19 protein-coding genes are annotated in these 22,701 nt (G+C 63.3%); 8 read left to right on the top strand and 11 right to left on the bottom strand.

Annotated elements, in window-relative coordinates:
• Positions 1 to 82: 82 nt before the first annotated feature.
• Genes ACFE8X_RS03240 through ACFE8X_RS03225 form a run of 4 tightly spaced genes read right to left on the bottom strand, consistent with a single transcriptional unit; the run spans position 83 to position 2,657 of the window.
• Positions 83 to 1,438, bottom strand: coding sequence for an MATE family efflux transporter (locus tag ACFE8X_RS03240; protein ID WP_375450018.1), 1,356 nt, complete (start codon positions 1,436 to 1,438; stop codon positions 83 to 85).
• Positions 1,439 to 1,491: 53 nt separating this feature from the next.
• On the bottom strand, positions 1,492 to 1,695 hold the full coding sequence (locus tag ACFE8X_RS03235; protein WP_375450017.1) for a hypothetical protein: 204 nt from the start codon (positions 1,693 to 1,695) through the stop codon (positions 1,492 to 1,494).
• On the bottom strand, positions 1,696 to 2,364 hold the full coding sequence (locus tag ACFE8X_RS03230) for a nucleoside/nucleotide kinase family protein (RefSeq protein WP_375450016.1): 669 nt from the start codon (positions 2,362 to 2,364) through the stop codon (positions 1,696 to 1,698).
• Positions 2,364 to 2,657, bottom strand: coding sequence for a DUF6460 domain-containing protein (locus ACFE8X_RS03225; RefSeq protein ID WP_375450015.1), 294 nt, complete (start codon positions 2,655 to 2,657; stop codon positions 2,364 to 2,366). Before ACFE8X_RS03225 ends, ACFE8X_RS03230 begins: the two co-directional genes overlap by 1 nt.
• 82 nt (positions 2,658 to 2,739) lie before the next feature.
• Between ACFE8X_RS03225 and ACFE8X_RS03220 the strand changes: the two genes are divergently transcribed.
• Together ACFE8X_RS03220 and pdeM are read left to right on the top strand one after the other, a co-directional pair.
• Positions 2,740 to 5,223, top strand: coding sequence for a ligase-associated DNA damage response DEXH box helicase (locus ACFE8X_RS03220; RefSeq protein WP_375450014.1), 2,484 nt, complete (start codon positions 2,740 to 2,742; stop codon positions 5,221 to 5,223).
• Positions 5,224 to 5,502: 279 nt separating this feature from the next.
• Positions 5,503 to 6,165 (top strand): ligase-associated DNA damage response endonuclease PdeM, encoded by a 663-nt coding sequence (gene pdeM / locus ACFE8X_RS03215; protein ID WP_375450013.1) that lies wholly within the window; start codon positions 5,503 to 5,505, stop codon positions 6,163 to 6,165.
• Positions 6,166 to 6,303: 138 nt separating this feature from the next.
• On the opposite strand, the gene ACFE8X_RS03210 is transcribed toward pdeM, so the two are convergent.
• The 3 genes from ACFE8X_RS03210 to ACFE8X_RS03200 form a co-directional block, all read right to left on the bottom strand.
• Positions 6,304 to 7,071, bottom strand: a complete 768-nt coding sequence (locus ACFE8X_RS03210) for a TIGR02186 family protein (protein WP_375450012.1) — start codon at positions 7,069 to 7,071, stop codon at positions 6,304 to 6,306.
• Positions 7,068 to 8,003, bottom strand: a complete 936-nt coding sequence (locus ACFE8X_RS03205; RefSeq protein ID WP_375450011.1) for a sulfite exporter TauE/SafE family protein — start codon at positions 8,001 to 8,003, stop codon at positions 7,068 to 7,070. Before ACFE8X_RS03205 ends, ACFE8X_RS03210 begins: the two co-directional genes overlap by 4 nt.
• A 147-nt stretch (positions 8,004 to 8,150) precedes the next feature.
• Positions 8,151 to 11,615: a peptidoglycan-binding protein gene (locus ACFE8X_RS03200; protein WP_375450010.1), complete on the bottom strand. Its 3,465-nt coding sequence runs from the start codon at positions 11,613 to 11,615 to the stop codon at positions 8,151 to 8,153.
• Between the two features lie 179 nt (positions 11,616 to 11,794).
• On the opposite strand from ACFE8X_RS03200, the gene ACFE8X_RS03195 reads away from it, so the two are divergent.
• The 4 genes from ACFE8X_RS03195 (at position 11,795) to ACFE8X_RS03180 (ending at position 15,626) form a co-directional block, all read left to right on the top strand.
• The gene (locus ACFE8X_RS03195; protein WP_375450009.1) at positions 11,795 to 12,466 is read left to right on the top strand and encodes a response regulator; all 672 of its coding nucleotides are present in this window, start codon (positions 11,795 to 11,797) and stop codon (positions 12,464 to 12,466) included.
• Between the two features lie 777 nt (positions 12,467 to 13,243).
• Positions 13,244 to 13,825 (top strand): TetR/AcrR family transcriptional regulator, encoded by a 582-nt coding sequence (locus ACFE8X_RS03190; RefSeq protein ID WP_375450008.1) that lies wholly within the window; start codon positions 13,244 to 13,246, stop codon positions 13,823 to 13,825.
• Positions 13,826 to 13,890: 65 nt separating this feature from the next.
• On the top strand, positions 13,891 to 14,745 hold the full coding sequence (locus ACFE8X_RS03185) for an SDR family NAD(P)-dependent oxidoreductase (protein ID WP_375450007.1): 855 nt from the start codon (positions 13,891 to 13,893) through the stop codon (positions 14,743 to 14,745).
• Positions 14,746 to 14,771: 26 nt separating this feature from the next.
• On the top strand, positions 14,772 to 15,626 hold the full coding sequence (locus ACFE8X_RS03180; RefSeq protein WP_375450006.1) for an alpha/beta fold hydrolase: 855 nt from the start codon (positions 14,772 to 14,774) through the stop codon (positions 15,624 to 15,626).
• A gap of 673 nt (positions 15,627 to 16,299) precedes the next feature.
• Here the strand turns inward: ACFE8X_RS03180 and ACFE8X_RS03175 are convergent.
• A complete protein-coding gene (locus ACFE8X_RS03175) occupies positions 16,300 to 17,919 on the bottom strand; it encodes a hybrid sensor histidine kinase/response regulator (protein WP_375450005.1) in 1,620 nt (539 codons plus the stop codon).
• A 143-nt stretch (positions 17,920 to 18,062) separates the two neighbouring features.
• Here ACFE8X_RS03175 and mscL point away from each other — a divergent pair, with 143 nt between their 5' ends.
• A complete protein-coding gene (gene mscL / locus ACFE8X_RS03170) occupies positions 18,063 to 18,497 on the top strand; it encodes a large conductance mechanosensitive channel protein MscL (protein WP_375450004.1) in 435 nt (144 codons plus the stop codon).
• 327 nt (positions 18,498 to 18,824) lie between these two features.
• On the top strand, positions 18,825 to 19,415 hold the full coding sequence (locus ACFE8X_RS03165; protein WP_375450003.1) for a response regulator transcription factor: 591 nt from the start codon (positions 18,825 to 18,827) through the stop codon (positions 19,413 to 19,415).
• Positions 19,416 to 19,493: 78 nt separating this feature from the next.
• Here ACFE8X_RS03165 and ACFE8X_RS03160 read toward each other — a convergent pair whose 3' ends face one another.
• From ACFE8X_RS03160 to hemA, 3 genes are all read right to left on the bottom strand, one after another.
• Positions 19,494 to 20,069 carry a TetR/AcrR family transcriptional regulator gene (locus ACFE8X_RS03160; protein WP_375450002.1) on the bottom strand — a complete coding sequence of 192 codons (576 nt, stop codon included), beginning with the start codon at positions 20,067 to 20,069 and terminating at the stop codon, positions 19,494 to 19,496.
• Positions 20,070 to 20,137: 68 nt separating this feature from the next.
• Positions 20,138 to 21,100: an aldo/keto reductase gene (locus tag ACFE8X_RS03155; RefSeq protein WP_375450001.1), complete on the bottom strand. Its 963-nt coding sequence runs from the start codon at positions 21,098 to 21,100 to the stop codon at positions 20,138 to 20,140.
• A 208-nt stretch (positions 21,101 to 21,308) separates the two neighbouring features.
• Positions 21,309 to 22,589 (bottom strand): 5-aminolevulinate synthase, encoded by a 1,281-nt coding sequence (gene hemA, locus ACFE8X_RS03150; RefSeq protein WP_375450000.1) that lies wholly within the window; start codon positions 22,587 to 22,589, stop codon positions 21,309 to 21,311.
• Between the last annotated feature and the right edge of the window lie 112 nt (positions 22,590 to 22,701).

Below are 22,701 nucleotides of genomic sequence, written 5' to 3'. Positions count from 1 at the left end.
TGTCACAGCAGTTCGCAAGCCACCGATCTGTCTCCTCCCCCTTCAGGGGGAGGGTTAGGGTGGGGGTGCTGAGCTTGCGGCTCTAGCTCGTAAACAACCCCGCCTTTTTCCGCTCCAGCCCCCACCAATAGATCAGCCCGCGCGCGATGAACCAAACATGCAGTGACGCCCACAGCCCCACATTGCCGAACAATGGTTGCAGCGCCAGCGCAGCGACAAGGAATACACCCAGCGATATCAACATGCCGTCGCGCATCACCGCATTGAGCGTCGTGCCCACCAAGATGCCGTCAAACACGAAAGCCGGCATGAAGATCAGGGCGCAGAGCGACGCGATCCAGAGATAATTCATCGCCTCCTGCTGCACCGCGGCATTGGTGGTCATGAACCCCAGCACGAACGGTCCGCCGAAATACCAGGCCAACGCCAGCCCGCCCGATAGCACCAGGCCCCACAGCATGCTCAAGCCATAGGCCCGGTTGAACGCCGGCCGCCAATTGGCGCCGACCGCCTTGCCGGTCAATTGCTCGGCCGCCTGCGCAATGCCGTCCAGGAAATAGGCGATGACCATCAGCAAATTCAGCAGCAGCGCATTGGCCGCCAGGGCCACTTCGCCCATGCGCGAGCCCTGCGCCGCAAACCACGCATAGGCGCCCATCAGCGCCAGCGAGCGGATCATCAGATCGCGGCTGAGCCCGAACATGCGCCGCAGTGCTGCGGCATCCAGCAGTTCTCCCGGCCGGATCAGCCTTAGGGCCGCCCCCGGCCCGCCGCAATGGCGCGCCACCAACGCCAACCCGACCACGGCGGCGATAGCCTGCCCCGCTACCGTCCCGAGCGCCGCACCCGGCACGCCCCAGCCCAGCCCGTGCACGAACCAGATGCTGGCCGCTATGTCGATCCCATGCAGCATCATCTGCAACAGCATGCCGGTCGTCGCTGCGGCACGGCCATAAAACCAGCCGAGCAGCGCATAGTTGATCAGCGCAAACGGCGCCGACCAGATGCGATAGTTGAAATAGTCTCCAAGCGCCGCCGCCACGTCCGGCTCCGGCGCCAACAGGCTATTTGACGCCCAAAGGATCGGCCCGCTCAGCGCGATCATGGCGATGCCAATGCCCACGGCCAACACCAGCGCCCGCGCAAAATGCAGCAAGCCGTCGCGCGGATCGCGGCTGCCGATCGCCTGGGCCGTCAGCCCCGCCGTGCCGATGCGCAAAAAATAGGCCAGCGAAAAAATTACGTCGAACACCAGGGCGCCCAGCACCAGCCCGCCCAAAAGGCTCGCCTCGCCGAGCCGGCCGATCACCGTGATGTCCACCAGCCCCACCATCGGCTCGGTGATGAACGCCACCGAAGCGGGCAGGGCAATCTTCCACACATCGCTGTGGCGAACCTGGAACGGATATTGCGGGCGCGCGAGGTCCTGGATGGTCATGGCCGCACCGCGTAATTCTCGCGCAAGCGGGAACTCATCCCCCGGATCACGCCCTAATTCCCTTCATGACCGGCGCAGATTTTGGCGGCTTGCGCTTCGACGTCCCGCGGATCGAGCGTCGCCGTGGCATTGGCGCGCTCGATATCGCTCGAAATCACCTCGATGCATTGCCTGAAATCGGACGGTCGTGCGATCACCGCGCCGGCGATGATGATCGATCCGGCGATGAGCGCCAAAACAATCGGCCAATTGCCCATTCAGCCCTCCACCGCCAGCGAGATCACGACATCGGCCCGGTCCTGCGATGTATGCACCAGGTCATGGTTGGGCATGTCCGTCCGCTCGATATGGGCAATGTTGCGCTCTTGGGTGAATAGCCCCGCCTCGGCATGACGCTTGAGCAGCCGGGCCTTGACCGTATCGCGCGGCACCTCGATGAATACCGCGTAATCCAGCAGCGGCCTGACCCCGGCCCATGGTCCCTCGGTCAGCAGCAGGTAATTGCCCTCGACGATCAGCACCCGCACATCGGGTCCTACCGTAAAGGCATCGTCTACCACATCCTCGATCTGGCGCGAATAGCCCGGCCCCATCACCGCCGTATCGGCGCTCTTGAGCCGGTGCAAAAAACTGACGAACTGTGCCCCCTCGAAGGTGTGCGGCGCGCCCTTGAAATCCACCGTCCCCAATGCTTCCAGCTTGGCATGGCGCATATGGAATCCATCCATCGGCACCAACCCCGCGCTGCCCGGCTTGGCGGCGTTGAGCATCGTCACCAGCTCTGCCGCCAAAGTTGATTTGCCCGCGCCCGGCCCGCCGGCAATGCCAATGGCGATGCGCCGCCCTGCCGTGCTCTCCAGCTGCAGGATGTGGCTGACCAGCCGCGACAGCGCCGATTGCGGCGTCAGCACCAGATGCTGGGGCATCAGCGCCGCCGCGACGTCAGGCGCAGCACCAGCCAGATCGGCACCACCAGCGCCGCCCCGGTCACGATATAGCCGCCCAGGCTGCGCAGCATCCCGGTGCTGTCGCGCAGCGTATCCTCGACCAGCCGTATCGTTCCGCGGACCACGCCCTCGACGTTCAACCCGAAGATTGACATCAAAAACCCCACGACCAGCGAAACCAGCAGCAATCGCACGATCACACCGCCCGGACTGCCGCCCAGGACGCGCTCCAGTTTCGAATTCGGCTCGCGGTCCGTTATCTGCTCGCTCATCGGTAAAGCTCCATGGCGCTTTGTCTGGTTGAACCAATCATATAGGCTCTTTGATGATTTGCAGAAGCCCCCGGCGTCCAGCGTGAGCCTCCCCCCCGTCATCGCGGACTGGTTTGCCCGCAAGGGCTGGTCGCCCCGCGCGCATCAGCTGGACGTGCTCGCCTCCTGGCACGCCGGTGCCTCGGCGCTCTTGATCGCCCCCACCGGCGCCGGCAAGACCCTGGCCGGCTTCCTGCCCAGCTTGACCGACCTGATCGACAATCCGGGCCATGAGGGCTTGCACACCCTCTACATCTCCCCCCTCAAGGCCCTTGCCGTCGATGTGGCGCGCAACCTGACCACGCCCATCGCCGAGATGGGCCTCTCCATCAAGGTCGAGACCCGCACCGGCGATACCCCCGCCAGCCGCCGGGCGCGCCAACGCATCACGCCCCCGCAAATTCTTCTGACCACCCCCGAGCAGATGGCCCTGCTGCTCAGCCATCCTGACGCCGCCCGCATGTTCGACTCGCTTCGGCGCATCGTGCTCGATGAACTCCATGCCCTGGTCACCTCCAAGCGCGGCGACCTGCTCTCGCTCGCCATTGCCCGACTGTCGCTGCTGGCGCCGTCCATGCGCATCACCGCGCTCAGCGCCACCGTGGCCCGGCCGGACCTGCTGCGCGACTGGATCGGCCAACCCGCCCCCCAGGCGCCAACCCACCTGCTGAACGCGCAGGGCGGCGCCCCACCGACATTGTCGATCCTGGCATCCGACGAGCGCCTGCCCTGGGCCGGTCATTCCGCCAATTATTCCCATCGCGCGCTTTACGAAACCATCAGGGACCACAAGACCACGCTGCTGTTCGTCAACACCCGCTCCCAGGCCGAAATGCTGTTTCAGGGCCTCTGGGCGATCAATGACGACCTGCTGCCCATCGCACTGCACCACGGCTCGCTCTCGGTCGAGCAGCGCCGCAAGGTCGAGGCCGCCATGGTCGCCGGCACGCTGAAGGCGGTGGTCTGCACCTCCACCCTCGATCTGGGCATCGACTGGGGCGATGTCGATCTCGTTGTCCAGGTCGGCGCGCCCAAGGGCTCGTCCCGCATGCTGCAGCGCATCGGGCGGGCCAATCACCGCCTCGACGAGCCGTCCAAGGCCCTGCTGGTCCCCTCCAACCGGTTCGAAGTGCTCGAATGCGAGGCCGCGCTCGAAGCCGTCGCCGAAAACCACCAGGACAGCGAAGATCCCATCGACGGCGGCTATGACGTCCTCGCTCAGCATATTCTGGGCATGGCCTGCGCCGCCCCCTTCTACGCCGACGACCTCTATGCCGAAATCCGGCATGCCTGGCCCTACCGGGACCTGCCGCGCACCCAGTTCGATCGCATCCTCGATTTCGTCGCCACCGGCGGCTATGCCCTGCGCGCCTATGAACGCTACGCCCGTTTGAGGAAGACCGAAGAGGGCCGATGGCGCATCGCCAATCCCCAGGTCGCCCAGCAATACCGCCTCAATGTCGGCACCATCGTTGAAGAACCCATGGTCAAGGTCCGCCTGGTGCGGGGCCGCGGCTTCAAGAACGGCCGCACCACCGGCCCCATCGGCCGCGGCGGCCGGGTGCTGGGTGAAATGGAGGAATACTTTTTCGGCACCCTCGTGCTCGGCGATACCTTCATGTTCGGTGGCGAGATCGTCGCCTTCCAGGGCCTGCAGGACAACGAGGCCTATGTCAGCCGCGCCCAGTCCGCCAATCCCAAGATCCCCTCCTACATGGGCGGCCGCTTCCCGCTCTCGACCTATTTGGCCGAACGTGTCCGCCGCATCATGGACACGCCCGGGGACTGGCACAAACTGCCCGACCAAGTCAGCGACTGGCTGCGCCTGCAGCAATTCGCCTCCGTCGTGCCCAGCCGCGATAGCCTTCTCGTCGAGACCTTCCCGCGCGGCACGCAGAACTACATGGTTTGCTATCCCTTCGAGGGTCGCCTGGCGCACCAGACCCTGGGCATGCTGCTCACCCGCCGGCTCGAGCGCGCCCGCGCCCGCCCGCTCGCCTTCGTCGCCTCCGAATATGCCCTGGCCATCTGGGGCCTGGGCGATCTTTCCGGCCTCATCCGCACCGATCGCCTGTCGCTCGACGAGCTGTTTTCCGAGGACATGCTGGGCGATGACCTCGAGGATTGGCTGGACGAATCCGCCCTGATGAAGCGCACCTTCCGCAATTGCGCCATCATCTCCGGCCTGATCGAGCGCCGCCATCCCGGCAAGGAAAAGACCGGCCGCCAGATCACCATGAGTAGCGACCTGATCTACGACGTGCTCTACCAGCACGAGCCCGACCACATCCTGATCCAGGCCACCCGCCGCGATGCCGCCCGCGGTCTCCTCGATATCGAGCGCCTCGGCCAGATGCTGCGCCGCATCCGCACCCACATCATCCACAAGCCGCTCGACCGGGTCTCCCCGCTCGCCGTCCCCATCCTGCTCGATATCGGCCGCGAACCCATCTTCGGCGAAGGCCGCGAAAGCGCCATGGCCGACGCCGCCGACGAACTGCTGCGCGAGGCGTTGTCCGGCCGCTAAACCGCAACGAAGAGCCCCTCACCCTAACCCTCTCCCCGGAGGGCGAGGGGATCAGATCGAGTGCGTGCAACCATGCTGCCAAGGCCACCGGGCGTATCCCTTCGCCCCTCCGGGGAGAGGGCTAGGGTGAGGGGACAGGCCCCGAAACAATCAGGGCCAAGGGATTCGCGTCCCGCCTCGAATCAGCTATTGCGGAATCTGCCGATCAGTTGATACGCGAGCCCATAGCCAAACTTGAGCCAACCTCTATATCAAGCGCAGATCACGGAGACCCCGATCTTGCGCTTTGCCGGACATGTGTTTCAGCCGCTGCCCTCGGGCGCGCTTTATTGGCACGCGCAAAAAACCTTGCTGGTCGCCGATCTGCACCTGGAAAAGATGAGCTCGTTCGCCCGGCGCGGCCACATGCTGCCGCCATACGACACCGGCCTTACGCTCAAGCGTCTCGACGCCGATCTGCGCGCCACCGGCGCTCAACGCCTGGTTGCCCTTGGCGATAGCTTCCATCGCGACGAGGGCACCACCACCTTGACCGATACCGACCGGGCCCAGCTTGACGGCATGACCGACATGGCCGAGTGGCTCTGGCTGTCCGGCAATCATGATCCCAAGCCGCATGCCCTGGGCGGCCGATGCCTGCCCCATCTGGAGCTCGGCGGCCTGACGCTGACCCATGAGCCTCGCCGTGGCGCCGCCAACCTCGTCGCCGGCCACCTGCATCCCGCCGCCCACATCTACCTGCAAGGCCGCGCCAGCCGCCGGCCCTGTTTCGTGCACGACAATCGTCTGCTGATCCTGCCCGCCTATGGCTCGTCCACCGGCTCCATCAACATCCTCTCGCCCGCCTTTGTCGACCTGTTTCACTGGGCCAGCATCGAAGTCACCATGCTGGGGCGTGATCGGCTCTATCCGGTGAGCCCCAGGCGGCTGGTGCGGGGGTGATCCTGGCACGCCCTCGTGGTTCGAGGCTCGCTTCGCTCCCACCTCACCATGAGGGCTACTGCAAACACTGCCTTTTCGCAGCCCTCATGGTGAGGTGCGAGCCCTTGCGAGCTTCGAACCACGAGGGCGGGCACACCGCTACCGCTTGAACAGCACGCCGCCCAGCCAGCCGGTAAACAGCGCCAGGATCACGCAGATGACCCCATAAAGCAGCGGCTGCTGCACGGCCGCCAGTGCCAGGAACCGCTCGAAGCCGATCTTGCGCACGGCAAACCCTTCCGATTTGCGCGCAATGATCACGCCGTCCTTGAACACATAGGTCGAAGCGAGATAGGAGCCGGGCGGCGCATTGCTCGGCAGCGTCAACCGCGCCGAATAGGTCGTGTCCGACAGGAAATTGACGGCGTTCTCATTGACCCCGAACAGCCCCTGCCGCGTCATCAGCCGGATCAGCTCGTGCCCGAACACCGCCGTTTTCCACCAGCCTGCGGCATTGGGCACCAGCGTGTGCGACTCGGGCAGGATGAACTGCGTCGTCAGCGTCGCCACATCGGTGATGCCGGTCAGCTTGCCGCTGGACAGCACATGGAAATAGCTCGGAAACTTGGGAAAGATGACCTGGTCGGTATTCAGCCAGATGCCGAAATTATGCGTCATCTGCCGCGTCACGCGATCGGCTGTCGGACCCAGCACCACGATCACCACATGGAATGGCCCCTCGACGAACTTCTGGTCCGAGCCGGCCTCGGGCGCGATCGAGCCGAAGAACGTCATCCGCTCCCCGTCAAAGCTCGACGTGATCTCGATGGCGTCGTTCGAGATTGTCGAAAGCAGGCGATCGGCCAGGACAGGTGTGACCAGCAAGCCAATCAGCACCAGCGCGCCCAGCCATCGCGCCAGCCTCATGGCGCGCCCCTGCCGACGCTCGTGACCATCATGCTGAACACATCGTCGGGCGCCAGCACCAGCGACACGCCAAAGCGGATCGCCACCGCAAGCACCAACAGGGCAAGCAAGCCCCGCAACTGGTCGCCGCGCAATTGCTTGCCCGCCGAAGCCCCGAACTGCGCCCCGGCCACACCGCCCACCATCAGGCTGAACGCCAGCAGGATATCGATGCTCTGGCTTTCCACCGCATGCAGGATCGTCGTCGCCGACATCAGCGCCACCACCTGCAGCAACGAGGTGCCAATCACCACATTGCCCGGAACGCGCAACAGATAAACCAGGGCCGGCACCATGATGAAGCCGCCCCCGACACCCAGCAGCGAGCCGACAAAGCCGATGAACAGCCCGATGCACAGCACCGGCAATACGCTGATATAAAGCTTGGACTTCTTGAACCGCACCCGCATCGGCAGCCCGTGGATCCAGTTGTGCTGGTTGGGCAGGCGTTCGCGCACGACGATGCCGGAGCGACGTTTCAACAAGGCACGCACCGATTCAAACAGCATCAGCGTGCCGATCGAGCCCAGCAGCACCAGAAAGCCGGCTGAAATCACCAGGTCGAGCTGGCCGGTATCGCGCAGCAGCGAAAACGTCGCCACCCCGCCAAAGGCCCCGATAATGCCCGACAGGATCAGGTACAGCGCCAGGTGCAGGTCGATCCCACCCCGTCGGTAATGGCTGAGCGCGCCCGAGGTCGAGGCAGCCACCACCTGCCCGGTCACCGAGGCCACCGCAACCGGCGCCGGCACGCCCGAAAAGATCAGCAACGGCGTCAGCAGGAACCCGCCGCCGACCCCGAACAGGCCCGATAGGAAACCGACTGCCGCTCCGATCCCCACGAGAAAGAAGAGGTTCACGGAAATCTCGGCGATCGGCAGATAAATCTGCAAGGCGCTGTCCGTTCAATGCGTCGTGGTGACGATCCGACACCGCCAATGCGTCATCACCAAGACGGGCCCGAGACCAAGTGATTTAAGGGCTTACGTCCGGTTCCGGCCAGTGTCAAACGGCGCGCGCTGCCGCGCCGTTATTCACGCTCAAACCGGCTGGCTGCCCAGCACCGCGAGCAGCCGCGGATTGATCGCGCCACTCTCGCTCATGCCGGTCGAGCGCTCGAAGGCCTTGATCGCCTCGGCCGTTTTCGGCCCCGCCAGGCCGTCCGGCGTGCCCACGTCATAGCCCAGCTTGCCCAGCGCCAACTGCACCTTGGAGACCACGTCCCGGGTCTTGATGGTCTGTCCCGGATCAAAGCTGGGCGACCAGGTACCGATCGGGGCAAAATTGGCCGCCAGATCGATCGGCTGTGCTTTCCAGGCCTCCACCTCGCCATTGATCCGCTTGACCACATCGGGCGTCAGCGAGCGGGCCATGTCGTCGCGGGCCTTGCCGGCGTCGACATCGCCGCTGCGCGCCGCCAGCGAAAACCACTTATACGATTGCTCAAGGTTCTGATCGACGCCCAGCCCCCGTGCATAGAGCATGCCAAGGTTGAACTGGCTGTCGGTCATGCCCAGGTTGGCCGCCCGCTCGAACCATTCGGCGGCAGTTTCGAACTGCTGTTCGCCCAATTGCCCGCTGGCATAAAGCGCCGCCAGGTTGTGCATCGCCATGCGGTTGCCGGCTTCGGCCCCGCGCTGGTACCAGAGCCGGGCGACTTCGAGGTCCTTGTCGACGCCGTTGCCGGCTTCATAAAGGTTGCCGAGCCGGTACTGTGCCGGCACGAACCCCTGCGCGGCCGAGCGTTCATACCAGCTTGCCGCTTCCTTGTAGTCCTGGGGCAGGGCACGGCCTTCGGTGAAGATTGCGCCGATTTCAAATTGCGCCTTGGCATTGCCGTCGGCGGCCGCTTGCCGCATTTCGATCGGGCCCACGGCCTCGGGCGGCAGTGCGAACGCTGCCGGTGTCGCGGCAACATCAGGAATGCTGCCGGTCAGTTCGGGCACCGGCACGACCGGAGCTTCGATCGGCGCAATCGCGTCGGCGGCCGACTTGGCCATCAATGCCGTAGGCATCGGCGTGGCTTCGACCGGGGTAGTAAAGGTCATTGGCGCCAGCGGATTGATCGAGCCGACGGCCATGCCATCCACCAGATCGGTGGGCTGTGGTTCCGCCGCGCTAAGATCGCCGCCATCGCTGTCGCTTGCCGGCGTCGCGTCCATCGGCGTCGAAGCGGGCGTCTGCGGCGCCTCGACAACCGTGTCGGCGACCGGCGGATTGACATTGCGCGCCGTGACCGACCGCTGCATGACCAGGTTCAGCGCCAGCATCGACACGGCCACCAGCGTTGCCGCCAGCAGCAGCGGCCGACGATAGCGCGTCAGAAATCCCGGCTGTTCGGCCAGCTCATTGGTCTCGCTCACCACTGGTTCCGGCACCGCTTTGGCTTGTTTGGGAGCCTTGGGTGGTTTTGCTGGCTTGGCCGGCTTTTTCGCCACGGTTTTGGCCGGCGCCGGCGTTGGCACCAGCAGCGTGTCGGCATCAGGCTTGCCGGGCATCACCCGCGCCAGCGCCTTGCTGATCAGCGAATTGTTTGCCGTGACATCGGCCTGGCTGTCCTGCTTGGCGCGCTGCGCCCGGCGGGCGGCGGCCACGAATGTGCTGGTGCTGGTTTGCGCCACCGGCGCTTCCACCTGAACCTCGGTGCTGTCGCGCTCCGGCTCGGGCGCAAACGGATCGCGCCCGCCCGCCGAAAAGCTCGATTGCGGCCGCGGCGGCCGCTCGACCGCGCTGGGATCGAAAGCCGGCTTGCTATTGGGAACGGCGACTGCCGGTTCGCCAACCATGCCCGGATGTGCCCGGCGCGGTCCAGTTTTGGCGTCGAGCGCGCTGCGCAAGGGGTCGCTGTCCTTAAAGCCCGGATCGGTCAACGGCGCCTCGTCGGCCGGATTGGCCGGCATGGCATCGTTTCGCGGTGACGAATCGGAGCTGCGGCGATCCAGCGCCTGCAGCATGTCCTCCAGGGCCGCATTGCCCGCAAGCTTGGTGGAGCGAACCGGCTCCGGCGGCGACACGATCTGCTCCGGGCGGGCCGGTGGCCGCTCTTGCCGCTGCGTCAACGCGGTTTCGAGCCGCGCCAATCGCGCCGCCGTGTCGCGTCCGGCGGTGTTGAGCAGCGCCGACATGCGCTTTTCGAAGACGTCGATCGTCGCATCGGTCATCACCGGCGCCGGCGCCGCAGCGGCCGACTTGGCCACCGCCAGCGAGGTTTTTTCGGCCACCATCGCCGCCAGTTCGCTATAATCGGTCTTGGCGTCCGCCTTGTCCTTGTCCGAATAAAGCTTGGCCAATCCGTCCAGCTGCGCGCCGGTTTCGTCCATGCGCGCCATCAACAGCTTGAGCTGGTTCTCGATTTGCGCGGCGCCGTTATCGACGGGCGGGGCCGACATTTTTTCCGACAAGGCGTCGATCTGGCTTTCGATCTTGCTGAAGCGTGGCTCCATCCCGCTCGTAACTGCATCGCGCAGCGCTGAGATGTCCTGTTTCAGGCCATCGATGTCGCCATGGGCAGTTTCGAAGCCGCCGATCCGCGAGGCCAGGGCGTCGACCTTGGCCATCAGCTTGCTCGGGATGACTTCGCGATCGCGCATCGCCTGGGTGAACGAAGCCATTTCCGAGGTCAGCCGCTCGAAATCGCCCGAGGACAGAGCCACGTTCTTTTCGATCGAATCGATGCGGTCGTAAACGTTGCGCACGCTTTTTTCGATCGTCGCCATGGCCGGCGCCAGCGTTTCGCCGGTCCCGGGCTGGGCCTCGATCCGATCTTCCCGGATGATCTCGCGTTCCATCTGCTCGGCCTGCAATTCGGCAAGCTTGCCGACCGTGGCCGATACGTCGTCCAACCGCTTGTTGATGCTGGACAGGTCCACCTGCGGCGCCTCGCCGACCATGCGGGCCAGGCTCGCGATCTGTGCTTCGAGCCGCTTGACCTGGCCGGTTTCGCCGACGGCGCCGGCCAGCAATTCCACCACATGGCTCAATTGCTCGACCTGGCTGGCCACGTCGCGCACGCTGCCATTATTGGCCCGCTGCGACCTCAGGTCGGCTTCGAGCTGTTCCAGCCGTCCGCTCAGGCCACCCACCAGCGCGGTCAGCTCGCGCCATTCCGGCATCTCGGCAGGCCGGCGTCCCAGTGCCGCGGCGGGGGCGGAAAACTGCCGGCTGCGGATTTCGGCGATGGCCGATGCCAGTGGATTACCATCGGTCATGTCGTCGGTCTCGTCCCGATCGCTGAACCGGTCCACTGCGCGCTTGACGGTGCGCAGCGCCTCGCGCCGGCGCACCGATGGCTCGGTGCCGCCCACCTGGTCGCGCAGATTGCGCACCCGCTGCGCCAGCCCATCGAACGCCGGATCCACCGGCTCGGGACGGGCATAGCGCCCCTCCACCTGGTCCAGAAGGGCCACCAGTTCGCCGCGCAGCGCCTGCCATTCCCCCGGATTGGGATCGTGGGGAGCTTCGGCATCGTCCGGGATGGGGAAGGCGCGGGCCATGGTCAGTCCCATTCGTGTGAATCAGTTACCCCTCGCAATCGCCCACGAAGGTCTAGGCTTCACTCTTGGGAAAACATGGTAAAGAACCCGTTAAGCATCCCTGCAATATGCTCAAACGCGACCGATTGGGTGACCGATTGTCAGCATTTGGCGCTACAGCCTATGACGATGACCAACGGAGAAGCCTTCGCATGACGCGCCGCCGCATTATCATCGTGGATGACCACCCCCTGTTCCGCGCCGCCCTGCGCCAGACGCTGGTGGGCGGCGATGCCACGGTCAGCGTCGAGGAAGCCGGCGATCTTGCCGGGCTCACCGCCGCCTTGGACGCCGATCGCGATTGCGACCTGGTGCTGCTCGATCTCAATATGCCCGGCGTCCGCGGTTTTTCCGGCCTGCTGCTGCTGCGCGCGCAATATCCCGATATTCCGGTGATGATCATTTCGGCCGTCGAGGACGGCACCGTGGTGCGCCGGGCCTTCGAGCTGGGCGCGGCGGGTTATCTGCACAAATCGGTCGGCCCCACCGAAATCCGCCGCTCCATCGAGACCGTTCTGTCCGGCGAGGTCTTCGTGCCCGAGGGCATGAGCTTGGGCGGGCAGGACGAGCACACCGCCCTGATGCGGCGCCTGTCCACCCTGACGCCCCAGCAGGTGCGCGTGCTGATGATGCTGAGCGATGGGCTGATGAACAAGCAGATCGCCTATGAGCTGACCATTTCCGAAGCCACGGTCAAGGCCCATGTCTCGGCAATCCTGCAAAAGCTCGACGTCGACAGCCGCACCCAGGCCGTCATCGCCGCCGCCCGCATCGAGCAGGGCCAGTTCGAGGCGCTGTTTTCGATCGGCTCGGAAAAGGCCTGAGGCCCGGTACCAATATCGTGGCTCCAAACACCCCTCCTGGCCTTCCCCTCGTGGGGGAGGTGTCTGGCGGTGGATGGGGTCGCATAGAGTTCACGCTAGCATGAACTGAGCTGGGTCCAGCCCCAAGAGTGGAGCGGCCACCTCCCCCATCATGGGGGAGGTTGGGAGGGGGTGCCGTTTGGCCCCCATCCATCAGTTTTCCCTTCTCTGCCTGGTGCAGGACGGCCGCCCATCAAAATTATGGCGCGCGCGATAGAGGCCGGGTGGGGTTGGGCCGGCCTCGATCTTTCCACTCCGCCTTCACTCCCCTTGAGTGATTCGAGGTCGTTATGATGGGCACACGATCCTGCCACGTCCTCGTGGTTCGAGGGTCGCTGCGCTCCCACCTCACCATGAGGACGACCGGAAGCAAGTTCTTCCGAAAGCAGGAACCCACAGGAGCCCTCATGGTGAGGTGCGAACCCTTGCGAGCCTCGAACCACGAGGGCGCTTGTCGCTGACCCGGGCATGCCGCACAGGGCGGGGCGGATCATGGGGATGGCGGAGATGGGGTGGATATCGGACTGGCAGCTTTTGGGCAGGACTGCGTGAAAGTGGACGCCGACGTTCAATCATTGAGAGGGCCGTGGCAGCGCCCTTCATCTCCATATGCCGTGTTCAGCTAATCCGCTGCTGTGGTCCAGTCGCCGTCTTCGTGCACTTGGGCACCCGCCTATGATGAATCCACCTGCTAGAATTATTATGGACATGTCTGTCAATTATAGGTACTATCTACCTATGGCTCGTACAAAAGAATTTAACCGAGAAGAAGCGCTCCTTATCGGGATGGACGTTTTTTGGCGCAAAGGCTTTAGCGCAACTACCACCGATGATCTACGTCTCGAAATGGGCATCGGCCGGCAGAGTTTTTACGACACCTTCGGCGACAAGCGGCGGTGTTATTTGGATGCTTTGCGCGCCTATGTCGTTCAGGAGGTCAGTAGTTACATCTCGACTCTGCGGGGAGCCGGCGCGCCGCTGGTTGGCCTGCGCAATCTTCTGCTGATACCAGCGTCTTGGGATGAGAAACGGCGCACGAAGGGCTGTTTGGCTATGAATGCACTGTCCGAGTTCGGAAGTTTGGATGCAGATGTGACAGCCGCGCTAGCACCGGCACAACTGATGCTCGAGCGTGGTGTTGTCGGGCTTTTGGCCGAGGCAAAGGCAAAGGGTGATGTTCCGTCGGCGGTCGATGAATACCAAGCTGCACGCGCTTTTATTTGTACTCGCGCAGGTCTCATTGCCGCCGCCAAGGGAGGCATGGCTACCGACCAACTACGCTCGATTGCAGAGTTTACGGTCGACCGGTTGACCTACTAGCCCACCAGAGACAGCTAAGACAATTTCGCATACTTATTTGGACAACTTTGACCAGAATGGACACAATGGAAACGAAAAATAGTCTCGGGGGTAAAATTGCCGTCGTCACGGGTTCAAGCCGGGGCATAGGACGGGGTATTGCTTTGACGCTCGGTGCACAGGGCGCGATCGTTTATGTGACGGGCCGCTCCCAAGCGGAGGGTGACCATAGTCTTCCCGGCACAATTCACGCGACCGCCGAGGCAATTACAGCCGCTGGGGGCGTCGGGATCGCTGTGGCGTGCGATCATGGCGACGATGCGCAAGTCGCCGCATTGTTTGCAAGGATCGGAGAGGAACACGGCCGGATCGATCTCTTGGTCAACAACGCCGCGTATATTCCGGTTGAATGCCTGAATCCTCCGCCCTTTTGGACAAAGCCCGTAAAACTGGCGGATCAGATCACCGTCGGCCTGCGATCGGCCTACGTATCGACTTACTACGCGGCCCCGCTTCTCATCGCCGCGTCCAATGCGTTAGTCATCAACATTTCCTACTACGGCGCAGTTTCCTACCATCTGGATCCGGCTTATGGCGCGACGAAGGGCGGCCTGGACAAGATGACGTCGGATATGGCGAAGGACTTCGAACCGTTCGGGGTGTCCGTGATGTCGGTCTGGCCGGGGCCAACGCTGACAGAAATGGCGGTATCGCTTCTGTCACAGATTCCAGACAGCGCTACGATGATGGAGAGCTTTGAAACGCCAGAATTCAGCGGTCGCGTGGTAGCTTCTCTATACAACGATCCAGATCGCCGGACCAAGTCAGGCACAGTCGTCATCGGCGCGGAAGCCGCGCTTGAGTACCAATTCACCGACATCAACGGCAAGCAACCGCCTGTCTTGCGTGATGCGCTCGGGTCGCCCCTACCCTTCGCCTGACCCATCAATCCTTGAAAGACACTGCAATGATTGTTCAACTTGATGCTCCATCGAGGCTCCTTTCGGCTGCATTGCTAGCGGTGACGATGTCACTGGTGCCACTCACAGCGGCGTCGGCCCAGACGGCCATGCCGGCCTCCGGCGAAGTCGCCGAAATACTCAGAAAGGGCTTTGCTGACTTCCAACTCAAGACGGTCACCGCCGACGGGGTGAGCATAGGTTACCGGGTCGCTGGAGACGGCCCCGTTGTCGTGCTGATCCACGGGTTTCCCGAGAGCGGTTATGAATGGCGCGGAATTGCCGGCGAGCTTGTTAAGACCAACCGTGTAGTCGTGCCAGATTATCGCGGAGCCTATGGCTCATCCAAGCCGGAAACCGGCTACGACAAAGCGACGATGGCACGCGATATTCATGGGGTTATGGTCGCGGAGGGCGTAGCGACCGCGCACGTCGTCGGTCACGATATCGGCATGCCGATCGCCTACGCCTATGCGCGCCAGTATCCGGGGGAGACCACGACGTTGTCGTTGCTCGACGGCATCGTTCCCGGAACTGCCGCTTACCAAGCCGTTGTCGCATCTGGAAATGCGTGGCATTTCGGGTTCAGTACCGAGGTGGATTTTGCGACCAAACTCCTTACTGGGCGCGAAGACTTATACGTCGATCGCATCTTTGATAATTTTACAGTCGTGAAAACCGCGATAACGTCGGACCAGCGCGCCTTCTACATTACTGCTTTGCGTGTTCCTGGTGCGCTGGCCGCATCGCTGAAGACCTATGCCGCCTTCGCTCAAGATGCCAAGCAGAATCAGACTTGGCTCGGTGTGGAGGGCATGTTGAGGATGCCCGTACTGGTCGCGGGAGGCGAGGCCTCGCTCTGAGCATTGGCGACGATGACAGCGACGGAAATTGCTTCGGATCCGTACGTCGGCGTCATTCCCGGTGCGGGGCATTTTGTTGCCGAAGAGCAGCCAGAAGCTCTGATCGCTCTGTTGCGTAAGCATTTCGCTAGAGTAAAGAGATAATTTGACGGCAGAACGCTAACCGCCACTAAAAATGTTCCGGCGGAGATTTAGAGCTCCGCCGCAATAAACGCAGCTGATAGCGGACAGAGTCGCTTGGACGGTCAGCGCAGCGGCAGGTTTTCGGAACTTTATCGGACGAGGAGAATGACCAAAATGGGGTCGGCAGCAGCCCCCTGAGGTCACGACCATAAAGCCTCCGCAAAAAACTTATCCCCAAACGCCGAACCCCGCGCATACTTCACGCCATCCCTTCACATGGGCGGCCTGCAGGCGAACAGTGGTGGATGGACGCCGGGTGTGGCTTCGCCGCCGCGCAGGTTCGAGGACCGGCCGCACCGTGGCGAGCGATCACGGCGCGCGAGCAACCGGAACTGCTCCAAAAACCGGCGCCCCGAGGCGGCGATCGTCTCACTATTTTATTTTACCAGGGGCGAAAGCCGTCTCGGGGTCCGTCCGTCCGTTCGTTCGACAACCGCATCACAGGCGGTGCTTTCGCACGTCGTCTGTCGTCTTGGAGGCTCCCCATCCTTCACGCCAGTTTCCGGCCCACCGGCACGCGTTGCCCCGCCAGACCGCTGATCGCTGCCCGCAGGGCTCCGGGCTTGACCGGCTTGGTCACCACCGCGATGCCGCGATCTTCGGCCAGTGTTCGCACTGCGGCGCTGCGATCGGCCGTGACCAGCGCCGCCGGCAAATGCCCGCCCACATTGTGCCGCAGCCATTCGATGGCATCGAGCCCCGAGGTCTGGTCGAGATGGTAATCCATCAGCACCAGGTCGGGATACCAGCCCTCCAAAAGGCGCTCGCGATCGATCTGCTTGAGCGACAGGGCCGTGCGCACATCGCACCCCCAATGGCTCAACAGGCCCTGCATCGCCTCCAGGATCGCCCGTTCATTGTCGACGCACAAGACCTTGAGGCTCAGCTTGCCGAAATCGGTTTCCCCTGGCGCCGGCTCGATCTCAAGCGCCGGGCGGATCGCCCGCGTGACCGGCAGGAACAGCGAAAAGCGCGAGCCGCGTCCCTCGATGCTGTCCAGCTCCAGCGTCAGCCCCAGTGCCGTCACCAGCCGCTGCACGATCGACAGTCCCAGCCCCAACCCCTGCGCCATGCGCGCACCGCGTTCCAGCCGCGAGAATTCGGCAAACAGCAGCTTGTGCTGGTCGCGGTTGAACCCGATCCCGGTATCCAGCACATCGAGCCGCATGCGATTGCCGCGCCGGCGCAGACCCACCAGAACCTTGCCGCCCGGCGCGGTATATTTGATGGCGTTGGACACCAGGTTTTGCACGATCCGCCCGATCAGCGCCCGATCCACCAGCAGCGTTGCATCCGATGCCACGATGCGCAACGCGATCGAGCGCTCGCGTGCCAGGGGTCCGAATTCGACGTCGATCTTGCGCAGCAGGTCCTTGGCGTTGACCGGCCCCATCACCGGCTTGAGCGCGCCGCTATCGATGCGCGAAATATCGAGCAACGCCCCCATGATGTCCTCGACCGCCGTCAGCGATGCCTCGATCGAATTGGCCAGTTCCCCAAGGCTGGTGGATTTGGCGCGCTCGATCAGCGTCGCGGTGTAAAGGCGGGCGGCGTTGAGCGGCTGCAACAGATCATGGCTGGCCGCAGCCAGAAACCGCGTCTTGTCGTGATTGGCGGCATCGGCCTTGGCCCGGGCCGCTTCCAGCTCCGCATTGACCCGCGTCAGCGCCGCCGTTCGCTCGTCCACCCGGGCTTCCAGCGACTGGTTCATTCGCTCCAAAGCCCGCTCGGCTTGGACGCGATCGGTTACGTCGGCAAAACTGATCACCAGCCCGCCATCGGGCAGGCGGCTGCAATGAAATTCCAGCGCCTGGCCGGCAGCGCCCAGGCGCTGGGTGACCGTGACCGGCATCGCGGTCAGCGTATTGACCCGCTCGATGGCCAGGCGCACCGGGTCTCCCGGCCCCAGATCGCCGCGATTGCCCAAGAACAGTGCAATGTCGAACAGTGGCGTTCCGGGGCGCACCAAGGCCTCGGGCAGTGTCAGAAGGCGGTCGTAGCGCCGGTTGGACGTGACCAGCCGCAATGCCGCATCGAACATGGCGATGCCATGGGGAATGTGCTCGATGGCTTGCCGCAGGCCTGCCTCGGTATCGGTGCTGTGCGCCATGTCCAGAGCTGCATCACTTTTGCAATTGCCTGCCCGTTATCCGCCCCCGGGCCGCTGGCCGCAAGCCATTGCCAAGTGCGCCATTCTACGAAAGTCTGGCACCATCGCCCGCAGGGACGGGTCAATTGGCAGGAGGGACAGCCATGTTCAAGGAATTCCGGGATTTCGCCATCAAGGGCAACATGATCGATCTGGCGATCGGCGTCATTATCGGCGCGGCCTTCGGCGCCATCGTCTCCTCGATCGTCGACGACATCTTCATGCCGATCATTGGCCTCGTCATCGGAGGGATCGATTTTTCCAACCTGTTCGTCGTGTTGTCCAATCCCGACAACGTCCCGGTGCCATCCATCGCCGCGGCCAAGGCGGCAGGTGTCGCGACCCTCAATGCCGGGCTGTTCATCAACGCCGTGGTCAAGTTCACCATCATCGCCTTCGTGCTGTTCCTCGTGGTCAAGGCCATCAATTCGCTCAAGCGCAAGGCCGCCGAGGAGCCGACGGCAAGTTCGCCGGCGCCCACGCGCGAGGAAGTACTGCTGACCGAAATCCGCGATGCCCTGCGCGTGCGCACGCCGTGACGCACCTGCCTGGCACTGCAGTTTGTCTAATGTGAGCGGCAATAGGAATATAAACCGTTGACTTGGCTAAGATGGGCATATATACCACCGTTTGTAGGTAGTCTATCCTACGCAATCACTGTCTCGGACGGCACGAACACTTAGCGCAAACTACCTTGGCGATTCACCGAAGCTTGCCGGTTCACTGGTGCAGCCCAAGCTGCCTCAGCCGGCGAAGCTCTATCCGATGGTCGGGACGGGATTTGATCGCAATAGCGAAACTTGCTTTGGGCAGAGGGCACGATGAGCGAAGAAATTTTTTAGCATTCATTTCTGAATCGGGACCGTTTGATCCATATCGTCGATGCCGATCCGGCGACCTGCGAGGCCTTGAGCGTGCTGTTCAGGCTCGAAGGCTTTCAAACGGTGTTTTCCACCGAGGCCGGCCATTTCATCGCCAGCCTGAACCGGCGTCGGCCCGATGTCGTCGTCGTCAACCTGCAGGTGGGCGACGACAACGGCCTGGCACTGCTGCGCCGGGTCAAGGCCATGCGCACCGGCACCACTGTATTCATGCTGTCTGACATGCCGCAGATCGATGCGGCCGTCACCGCCATGAAGCTGGGCGCTGCCGATGTGGTGACCAAGCCCATCGATACCGAGCACCTGCTGACCGTGGTACGCGACGCCTTGCGCCGGGACGTGCATCTTGGCGCTATGCATGGCGGCGGTCGTGCCGTGGAGGTGCGCGGATTTTCCCAGCTCACCCCACGCGAACGCGAAGTGCTGCAATTGATCACCAATGGCCAATCCAACAAGGAAGCCGGCCGCGAACTGGGCATTTCTCCCCGCACCATCGAGGTGCACCGCGCCCGCGTCATGGAAAAACTCGGCGCCCGCAACACCGCCGACCTGATGCGGATCGTCTTGACGAGCTGAGTGTGTATGGGACGAGATCATGCGACATTGCCAGAAGCGGCAGCAATCTCGAAGGCACATTCCGGGGTGCGCCCTGCATTATGAACTGCGTTTTAAACCACTCATCATCAGTGACACGACCCCGTTGAGCGCCGCCATTTGCACCTGAGGGGGGCCGCCCGTCGCGACCAGGTCCGGATGGTGGAACCGAAACACGGCATTCAGGATTGCGGTGGCGGTCGACACTGGGTCGCCCACGCCGGGCAATGTGCCGTCCCTCAACCCGTCTTCGAGTATCTTGACGACCTGCCCGGTCAACCGCGCGGAATGGTTATGCTCCACTGCCGGGGTTTCCCCGACAACCTGCGCCGATGCCAAGAGCAGTTCGGCGTCATCAATGACCTTGCGTTGCTTGATCAGGGCCAGCCCGGTCAGCCAATTTCCCAGACGGATGTCGGCAGCAGCATCCTGGCGTGCTATGGCGTCGGTCTGCTCCACGATGCGGTCAAGCCAGCGCTCGATCACAGCGGCGCGCAGGGCGGCCTTGCTGGAGACATGCCGGTAGACGTTCCCATGGCTCATCTTCATGGCGCGCGCCACATCGATCACCGTGAGCTTTTCGGACCCATGACGACGAAGCAAAAGCTCGGCGGTGTCGAGGATGCGGGTGAGCATGTCCCCCGCATCATTTTGGCGTTCCATGGCGTCTTATGAAATGCTGGCGGGCGCGTTGTCGAGTGCCCTCATCCATGGGCGGCCATGTCACGGCCCCCACGGACTGCGTCTTGCGGCACTGCATCCCTGATTGCCGTCAGGGCGTCGGCTGAAAGGTGCAGAGGGGACTTGAGCGCTTCATCCAATCGGCCAGGGGTGCGGGCGCCGACCAGGGGAACAATATCCTGGCCTTGACTGGCCACCCAGCCGATGGCTGCCTGCGCGGCGGTGATGCCTTCGCTGTGGGCCGCTTTGGCCAGGGCATTGGCCAACCTCTCGTTGTGGGACAGGTTTTCACCCTGAAAGCGCGGGTAAAAGGCGCTGCGCAGATCGCCCGCGCCACTTCCCGTGCTGCCCGTCAACAATCCTCGGCTCAGGACCCCATAGGCGGTGACCCCGATGCCAAGCTCGCGGCACAGCGGCAGAATATCTTGTTCAATGTCACGGGACATCAGGCTGTACTCGGCCTGCAGCGCTGTCAGCTTGTGGGTTTCGTGGGCGCGGCGGATCGTGCCGGCATCGACATTGGTGATGCCGACGTAACGCACGAACCCTTGTCGAACCAGGTCGCCCAGCGCGCCAATGGTCTCTTCGATCGGGACGGCAGGATCAAGGCTCGTCATGTAGAGGTCGACATGATCGGTCTTGAGCCGTTTCAGGGAATAGGCCAAAGCGGTCTTGAGGGCCGCGGGGCGGGCGTCCATCCCGATAAAGGCGCCGTCGGGACTGCGTTGCGCACCCGTCTTGACCTGAATGAAGGCCTGGTCGCGTTTTCCTATAAGCCCCTCGGCCAGCAACATTTCATTGTCGCCCATGCCGTAGAAGTCGCCGGTGTCGAACAGGGTGATGCCGGCGTCCAGCGCTGCAGCGATCGTGGCGAGCGCAGCGCCACGATCGGGGGTGCCATAGAATTCCGACATGGCCATGCAGCCCAAGCCGATCGCTGATACATCGGGGCCACCGCCACCCAGGCTACGCATCGTGAAAGTCATTTTTGTCAAACTCCGGATCCATCGATCGGCCTGATCTATGCGGGCGAGTTACAAATAACAAGTGACAGATTATGATTTATGTCACTAATTGCGCATTGGCATGATGGCCTGTGTCACGCGACACTATCGGCCTAAGGTCGGAATACCTTGTGGTTGCCTGTACACGGGCGGTACCACCCAAATGCGAACTGGTATCCGCGAGGGTTCCCTAGCCACCCATTGTCGGCAGCGTCAAATCCCCCGATGTCAGCTTGCTCGCCGTCAGCGCCGCATCGGCCTGTTCGCGCGGCAGTTCGAGACTTGCCCAGACGCTGACCAGCGCGTGGCGCAGTTCGAACACCATTTCGTCGCTGTGCAGCGGCGTTGGGGTGATGCGCAGGCGCTCGGTGCCCTTGGGCACGGTGGGGTAGTTGATGGGCTGGATATAGATGTTGTGCTTGTCCAGCAGCATGTCGCTGGCGGCCTTGCACTGGCGCGCGTCGCCCACGATCAGCGGCACGATATGGGTATCGTTGTGCAGCACCGGCAGCCCCGCATCGGCCAGGATCGCCTTGGTCAGCCTGGCCTGGCGCTGGTGGGTCGCGCGCTCTGCCGGCGACGCCTTGAGGTGCTCGATCGAGGCGCGCGCCGCCGCGCACAGGGCCGGGGGCAGGGCAGTGGTGAAGATGAACTCGGGCGCATAGGAGCGCACGGCATCGATGATGGCCTTGTTGGCGGCGATATAGCCGCCCATGACGCCAAACCCCTTGGCCAGCGTGCCCTCGATCACGTCGATCCGCTCCATCAGCCCGTCGCGCTCGGCAATGCCGCCACCGCGCGGGCCATACAGCCCGACGGCGTGAACCTCGTCGATATAGGTCAGCGCGCCGAACTCCTCGGCCAGGTCGCAGATTTCCTTGATGGGCGCGATGTCGCCATCCATCGAATAGACCGATTCAAAGCAGATCAGCTTGGGCCGCTTGCGGTCCGCCGCCGCCAGCAATTCGCGCAGGTGCGCCACATCGTTGTGGCGGAAAATCGTCTTCGTCATGCCCGATTGGCGCACGCCCTGGATCATCGAGGCATGATTGAGCTGGTCCGAATAGATGATGCATTCGGGCAGCAGCCGCGCGATGGTCGAGATGGCGGCCTCGTTGGATACAAAGCCCGAGGTAAACACCAGCGCGCCTTCCTTGCGGTGCAGGTCGGCCAGCGAGCGCTCCAGTTCCACCAGCGGCCGGTTGGTTCCCGAGATATTGCGCGTACCGCCCGCACCCACGCCCAGCCGCCCAGCGGTTTCCTGCATAGCGGCAATCACCTTGTCGTGCTGTCCCATGCCCAGATAGTCGTTGGAACACCAGATGGTGATCTCGCGGGCATTGTCGGCCTCGTCGCGATAGACCGCCCGGGGGAAGCGGCCGGCGATCCGCTCCAGATCGGCAAACACGCGATAGCGTTTTTCCTGGCGTAGCGCATCCACCGCATCTTCGAAAATGCCGCGATAATCCATCAGCTTAGTCCTCAACACCCGGCCGCCAGCCCCGTTCAACCGCTTTGGCCCAACAACCGGGCAACCCTAATTTTCCGCTGCCGGCATGGACATAGGTCAATTCGCCGCGCGT

The sequence above is a fragment of the uncultured Devosia sp. genome (genome assembly GCF_964244875.1).
Taxonomy (GTDB): domain Bacteria; phylum Pseudomonadota; class Alphaproteobacteria; order Rhizobiales; family Devosiaceae; genus Devosia.
Note: the sequence above shows the minus strand (reverse complement) of the source record. Positions and strands in the feature narration are given on the sequence as shown.

Excerpts from the sequence above, each read along its gene's own strand:
- ACFE8X_RS03200 (WP_375450010.1), bottom strand. The coding sequence starts at position 11,615 with ATGGGACTGACCATGGCCCGCGCCTTCCCCATCCCGGACGATGCCGAA.
- ACFE8X_RS03175 (WP_375450005.1), bottom strand. The coding sequence starts at position 17,919 with ATGGCGCACAGCACCGATACCGAGGCAGGCCTGCGGCAAGCCATCGAG.
- mscL (WP_375450004.1), top strand. The coding sequence starts at position 18,063 with ATGTTCAAGGAATTCCGGGATTTCGCCATCAAGGGCAACATGATCGAT.
- ACFE8X_RS03190 (WP_375450008.1), top strand. The coding sequence starts at position 13,244 with ATGGCTCGTACAAAAGAATTTAACCGAGAAGAAGCGCTCCTTATCGGG.
- ACFE8X_RS03230 (WP_375450016.1), bottom strand. The coding sequence starts at position 2,364 with ATGCCCCAGCATCTGGTGCTGACGCCGCAATCGGCGCTGTCGCGGCTG.
- ACFE8X_RS03180 (WP_375450006.1), top strand. The coding sequence starts at position 14,772 with ATGATTGTTCAACTTGATGCTCCATCGAGGCTCCTTTCGGCTGCATTG.
- ACFE8X_RS03210 (WP_375450012.1), bottom strand. The coding sequence starts at position 7,071 with ATGAGGCTGGCGCGATGGCTGGGCGCGCTGGTGCTGATTGGCTTGCTG.
- ACFE8X_RS03155 (WP_375450001.1), bottom strand. The coding sequence starts at position 21,100 with ATGACTTTCACGATGCGTAGCCTGGGTGGCGGTGGCCCCGATGTATCA.
- ACFE8X_RS03235 (WP_375450017.1), bottom strand. The coding sequence starts at position 1,695 with ATGGGCAATTGGCCGATTGTTTTGGCGCTCATCGCCGGATCGATCATC.
- ACFE8X_RS03195 (WP_375450009.1), top strand. The coding sequence starts at position 11,795 with ATGACGCGCCGCCGCATTATCATCGTGGATGACCACCCCCTGTTCCGC.
- ACFE8X_RS03240 (WP_375450018.1), bottom strand. The coding sequence starts at position 1,438 with ATGACCATCCAGGACCTCGCGCGCCCGCAATATCCGTTCCAGGTTCGC.
- ACFE8X_RS03225 (WP_375450015.1), bottom strand. The coding sequence starts at position 2,657 with ATGAGCGAGCAGATAACGGACCGCGAGCCGAATTCGAAACTGGAGCGC.
- hemA (WP_375450000.1), bottom strand. The coding sequence starts at position 22,589 with ATGGATTATCGCGGCATTTTCGAAGATGCGGTGGATGCGCTACGCCAG.
- ACFE8X_RS03185 (WP_375450007.1), top strand. The coding sequence starts at position 13,891 with ATGGAAACGAAAAATAGTCTCGGGGGTAAAATTGCCGTCGTCACGGGT.
- ACFE8X_RS03160 (WP_375450002.1), bottom strand. The coding sequence starts at position 20,069 with ATGCTCACCCGCATCCTCGACACCGCCGAGCTTTTGCTTCGTCGTCAT.